This window comes from Paraburkholderia eburnea, assembly GCF_002917095.1.
GTDB classification, from domain to species: domain Bacteria; phylum Pseudomonadota; class Gammaproteobacteria; order Burkholderiales; family Burkholderiaceae; genus Paraburkholderia; species Paraburkholderia eburnea.
On sequence record NZ_PQGA01000046.1, the window covers coordinates 1 to 5,772 of the forward strand.

The 5,772-nt window shown below is 65.8% G+C and carries 5 protein-coding genes; all 5 read left to right on the forward strand.

Translation table 11 applies throughout. The annotated features are described in order from the left end of the window. Positions 1–46 precede the first annotated feature (46 nt). The 5 genes from B0G62_RS30915 to B0G62_RS30935 all read left to right on the forward strand — a co-directional run bounded on the left by B0G62_RS30915 (position 47) and on the right by B0G62_RS30935 (position 5,765). The gene (locus tag B0G62_RS30915) at positions 47–1,681 is read left to right on the forward strand and encodes an ABC transporter substrate-binding protein (RefSeq protein WP_103707968.1); all 1,635 of its coding nucleotides are present in this window, start codon (positions 47–49) and stop codon (positions 1,679–1,681) included. Between the two features lie 139 nt (positions 1,682–1,820). Beyond that, positions 1,821–2,834: an ABC transporter permease subunit gene (locus B0G62_RS30920; RefSeq protein ID WP_103707969.1), complete on the forward strand. Its 1,014-nt coding sequence runs from the start codon at positions 1,821–1,823 to the stop codon at positions 2,832–2,834. Between the two features lie 6 nt (positions 2,835–2,840). Continuing rightward, on the forward strand, positions 2,841–3,758 hold the full coding sequence (locus B0G62_RS30925; RefSeq protein ID WP_103707970.1) for an ABC transporter permease subunit: 918 nt from the start codon (positions 2,841–2,843) through the stop codon (positions 3,756–3,758). A gap of 1 nt (position 3,759) precedes the next feature. Further along, positions 3,760–4,767: an ABC transporter ATP-binding protein gene (locus tag B0G62_RS30930; RefSeq protein WP_103707971.1), complete on the forward strand. Its 1,008-nt coding sequence runs from the start codon at positions 3,760–3,762 to the stop codon at positions 4,765–4,767. Then, positions 4,764–5,765, forward strand: a complete 1,002-nt coding sequence (locus tag B0G62_RS30935; protein ID WP_103707972.1) for a peptide ABC transporter ATP-binding protein — start codon at positions 4,764–4,766, stop codon at positions 5,763–5,765. The genes B0G62_RS30930 and B0G62_RS30935 overlap by 4 nt, the downstream gene beginning before the upstream one ends. Positions 5,766–5,772 lie beyond the last annotated feature (7 nt).

The following is a 5,772-nucleotide window of genomic DNA, read 5'->3' on the forward strand; positions in this document are numbered from 1 at the left end:
AAGATCGCGCTACGCTGGCTCCGGCCGGCACCGAACTGGAGGAAACATGAAACAAAACAAACTGTTGCGTGCTGCACGAATGACGTCTTTCGTGGCGCTCGCAGCGGCATCGATTGCGGGCGCGCCGCTCGCGCACGCCGAGGGCAGCATCCCGAACAAGACGCTCGTCTACTGCTCGGAAGGCAGCCCCGCCGGTTTCGATCCGGCGCAGTACACCACCGGCACCGATTTCACCGCGAACACGTTCACCGTCTACAACCGCCTCGTCGAATTCGAGCGCGGCGGCACCAAGGTCGAGCCGGGCCTGGCGCAATCGTGGGATGTGTCCGCCGACGGCAAGACCTACACGTTCCATCTGCGCCACGGCGTGAAGTTCCAGACCACGGCGTTCTTCAAGCCCACGCGCGAATTCAACGCCGACGACGTCGTCTTCTCGTTCCAGCGCATGCTGGACCCGAACCAGCCGTTCCGCAAGGCGTATCCGGTGTCGTTCCCGTACTTCACCGACATGGGTCTCGACAAGCTGATCGCGAAGGTCGAGAAGGTCGATCCCTACACCGTGAAGTTCACGCTCAACGAGCCGAACGCACCGTTCATCCAGAACATGGCGATGGAATTCGCCTCGATCCTCTCGGCTGAATACGCGGACCAGTTGATGAAGGCCGGCAAGGCCGCCGACATCAACCAGAACCCGGTCGGCACCGGCCCGTTCATCTTCAGGAGCTACACGAAGGACGCGACGATCCGCTTCGACGGCAATCCGGATTACTGGAAGCCGGGCGCGGTCAAGCTCTCGAAGCTGATCTTCTCGATCACGCCGGACGCGAGCGTGCGCGTGCAGAAGCTCAAGCGCGACGAATGCCAGGTGATGAGCTATCCGCGTCCCGCCGACATCGCGCCGCTGAAGGCCGATGCGAACCTCGCGATGCCGTCGCAGCCGGGCTTCAACCTGGGCTATCTGTCGTACACCGTGACGCGCAAGCCGATGGACAAGCTCGAAGTGCGTGAAGCGCTCGACATGGCGATCAACAAGAAGGCGATCATCGAGTCGGTGTACCAGGGCGCGGGCCAGGCCGCGACCAACCCGATGCCGCCGACGCAATGGTCCTACGACAGGAGCCTCACGGCGCAGCCGTATGACACGGAGAAGGCCAAGGCGCTGCTCGCGAAGGCCGGTTTCCCGAACGGCTTCGAAATGACGCTCTGGGCGATGCCGGTGCAGCGCGCCTACAACCCGAACGCGCGCCTGATGGCCGAAATGATCCAGGCCGACTGGGCGAAGATCGGCGTGAAGGCGAAGATCGTCACGTACGAATGGGGCGAGTACATCAAGCGCGCGCACGCGGGCGAGGACGACTCGATGCTGATCGGCTGGACGGGCGACAATGGCGATCCGGACAACTGGCTCGGCACGCTGCTGGGCTGCGAGGCCGTGAACGGCAACAACTTCGGCAAGTGGTGCTACAAGCCGTTCGACGATCTGATCCAGAAGGCGCGTCAGACTTCGGACCAGGCGCAGCGCACCAAGCTCTACACGCAGGCGCAGCAGATCTTCTCGCAGCAGCTGCCGTTCTCGCCGATCGCGCACTCGACGGTCTATCAGCCGGTGAGCAAAAAGGTGGTCGACATGCGCATCGAGCCGCTGGGCTACGCGCGCTTTGACGGCGTGAGCATGCAGTAACGATCATCGGGTAAGACTTTCCGCTTCGCCCGCAGATCGGGGAAACAGGCGGAAAATGGTCCGGCGACCGGGGTCACGAGCCCCTGTCGCCGGTTGCGTTTCAATTCAGGCTCATTGAAGTTTTAGGGGGGAACACGACATGTTCCGCTTCGTACTGCGCCGCATTGGCATGGTGATACCCACCTTCATCGGTATCACGATCCTGGCGTTCGCACTCATCCACCTGATTCCGGGCGACCCCATCGAAGTGATGATGGGCGAGCGCGGGGTCGATCCGCAGATGCACGCCGACGCGATGCATCGCCTGGGGCTCGACGAGCCGCTGCCGATGCAGTATCTGCACTACGTCGGCCACGCGCTGCAAGGCAACCTGGGCACCTCGATCATCACCAACACGGGCGTGATGGACGAATTCCTCGCGCGCTTTCCCGCCACCGTCGAACTGTCGGTCTGCGCGCTGGTCTTCGCGCTGGCGATTGGCCTGCCCGCGGGCGTGTTCGCGGCGCTGCGGCGCGGCACCGTGGTCGATCACGGCGTCATGGGCACGGCGCTCACCGGCTACTCCATGCCGATCTTCTGGTGGGGCCTCATCCTCATCATGGTGTTCTCGTCGAAGCTGGGCTGGACGCCGGTTTCCGGGCGCATCGCGGTGGAGTTCGACATTCCGCACGTCACGGGCTTCCTGCTGATCGATTCGCTGCTGCCCGGCACCGATGAAGGCTCGTTCAGGTCGGCGCTCTCGCACCTGATCCTGCCCGCGATCGTGCTCGGCACGATTCCGCTGGCGGTGGTCGCGCGCATGACGCGCTCCTCCATGCTCGAAGTGCTGCGCGAGGACTACATCCGCACGGCGCGCGCGAAGGGGCTGTCGCCGCTGCGCGTGATCGTCGTGCATGCGCTGCGCAATGCGCTGATTCCCGTCGTCACCGTGATCGGCCTGCAGGTCGGCACCCTGCTCGCGGGGGCCGTGCTCACCGAGACGCTGTTCTCGTGGCCCGGCATCGGCAAATGGCTGATCGATGCGATCAGCCGCCGCGACTATCCGGTGGTGCAGGGCGGCATTCTCATGATCGCGACGCTCGTGATCCTCGTGAACCTGGTCGTCGATCTGCTGTACGGCGTGCTCAATCCGCGCATCCGCCACACGAGGTAATCCATCATGGCCGATATTCAAAACACCGCGCCTGGCGCCGTCACGCCGCCTTCGGGCCGCGCGCTCGTGCTGCGCGAATTCTGGGCGAACTTCTCGCGCAACCGGGGCGCCGTGGGCGCCGGCGTGATCGTGCTGCTGCTGGTCGTCGTCGCGATTTTCGCGCCGGTGCTCGCGCCGCACAGCCCCATCGAGCAATACCGCGACTTTGTGAAGATTCCGCCCGCGTGGCTCGACGGCGGCAACTGGAAGTTCATTCTCGGCACCGACGAAGCGGGCCGCGACATCCTCTCGCGTCTGATGTACGGCGCGCGCCTGTCGCTGTGGATCGGCTGCGTGTCGGTGGTGCTCGCGCTGATTCCGGGCATCGTGCTCGGCCTCGTCGCCGCGTTCTTCGAGAAATGGGCCGACACGCCCATCATGCGTCTGATGGACGTGCTGCTCGCGCTGCCCTCGCTGCTGCTGGCCGTCGCCGTGGTGGCGATCATCGGGCCGGGCCTGACCAACACGATGCTCGCGATCGCGATCGTCGCGCTGCCGGGTTACGTGCGTCTGGCGCGCGGCTCGGCGCTGGGCGAACTGCACAAGGAGTACGTGACGGCCTCGCGCGTGGCCGGGGCGGGCACGCTGCGCCTGATGTTCTCGCAGGTGCTGCCCAACTGCACCGCGCCGCTGATCGTGCAGGCGACACTCGGTTTCAGCTCGGCGATTCTCGATGCGGCCGCGCTGGGCTTTCTGGGCCTGGGCGTGCAGCCGCCGGCCGCGGAGTGGGGTGCGATGCTCGCCTCGGCGCGCGACTATATCGACAGCGCATGGTGGATCGTCACGATGCCGGGCCTCTCGATCCTGATCTCGGTGCTCGCGATCAACCTGCTCGGCGACGGGCTGCGCGACGCCCTCGATCCCAAGCTCAAACGGATGGCCTGAGATGGAAAAAGAACTGTTGACCATCCGCAATCTCGCGGTGAACTTCAACGGCCTGCCCGCGGTGGACCGCGTGAATCTGTCGGTCGCGCCGGGCGAAGTGCTCGGCATCGTCGGCGAATCGGGCTCGGGCAAGAGCGTGACGATGATGGCGCTGATGGGCCTGATCGACGCGCCGGGCAAGGTCACGGCCGACTCGATCACCTTCGATGGCCGCGACCTGCTCAACGCCACGGGCCGCGAGCGCCGCCGCATCGTCGGCAAGGACATCGCGATGGTGTTCCAGGACGCGCTCACGAGCCTGAACCCGAGCTACACGGTGGGCTACCAGATCAAGGAGGTGCTCCGGCTGCACGAGGGCCTGCGCGGCGCCGCGCTGCACGCGCGCGCGCTCGAACTGCTCGACCAGGTGGGCATTCCCGACGCGAAGAACCGCATCGACAACTATCCGCACCAGATGTCGGGCGGCATGAACCAGCGCGTGATGATCGCGATGGCCGTGGCCTGCAACCCGAAGCTGCTGATCGCCGACGAGCCGACCACGGCGCTGGACGTGACGATCCAGGCGCAGATCATGGAACTGCTCGTCCGGCTGCAGAAGGACCGGGGCATGGCGCTCGTGCTGATTTCGCACGATCTGGCGGTGGTGTCGGAAGTGGCGCAGCGCGTGGCCGTGATGTACGCGGGCGAGATCATCGAAACCAACCGGGTGCCCGATATCTTTGCGCGCCCGCATCATCCGTACACGCAGGCGCTGCTCGCGGCGATCCCCGAGCACAACCAGGGCGCCGCGCGGCTGGCCGCGCTGCCGGGCATGGTGCCGGGGCGCGACGATCGCCCGGGCGGGTGTCTGTTCGCGCCGCGCTGCAAATACGTGGTGGCCGGCTGCAACCAGGCGCGGCCTGCGCTCGAACCGGTCGCCCCGGTCGCGGACACGGGCGCCCGTGCGCTCGTGCGCTGCATCAAGCCGCTGAACGTGGCGTCCGAAACCCTGAATGGAGGCGCGCGATGAACGCAGTCCAGCAATCCGCGGCTCATGACGACGAGAAAGTGCTCGTCGCGCACGATCTGAAGAAGCACTACAGCGTGAAGCGCGGCATGTTCGGCACGGGCACCGTGAAGGCGCTCAACGGCGTGTCGTTCTCGCTGGCGCGCGGGCGCACGCTCGCGGTGGTGGGCGAGTCGGGCTGCGGCAAGTCCACGCTCGCGCGCCAGCTCACGATGATCGAGCCGCCCACCTCGGGCGTGCTCACGATCGACGGCGAAGATGTCGCAAGCGCCGGCAAGGACAGGATCGCCGCGCTGCGCCGGCGCGTGCAGATGGTGTTTCAGAACCCGTTCGCCTCGCTCAATCCGCGCAAGACCGTCGAGCAGACGCTGGGCGAGCCGCTCGCCATCAACACCCGGCTCACGGCCAGCGAGCGCGCGGACCGCATCGCGCACATGATGCGCATCGTCGGCCTGCGGCCCGAGCACGCCAAGCGCTATCCGCATATGTTCTCGGGCGGGCAGCGTCAGCGTGTGGCGATCGCGCGCGCGATGATTCTCGATCCGCAGATCGTGGTGGCCGACGAGCCGGTGTCGGCGCTCGACGTGTCGATCCAGGCGCAGATCCTCAATCTGTTCATGGACCTGCAGGAGCAGTTCCGCACGAGCTACGTGTTCATCTCGCACAACCTGTCCGTGGTCGAGCATGTCGCCGACGACGTGATGGTGATGTATCTGGGCGGCGTGGCGGAACTGGGCGACAAGGAGACAGTGATCGGGCGGCCGCGCCATCCGTACACGCGCTCGCTGCTGTCGGCGACGCCGGCGATCTTCGAGGCGGACCGCCGCGTGAAGATCAAGCTCGAAGGCGAATTGCCGTCGCCGCTGAATCCGCCGTCGGGCTGCACGTTCCATCAGCGCTGTCCGTATGCGATCGAACGCTGCCGTCAGGAAGTGCCGGCACTTCGCGAAGTGGATGGGCGTCAGGTATCCTGCCATCGTGCAGAGGAGGTGGGGGAATAGGGATGCC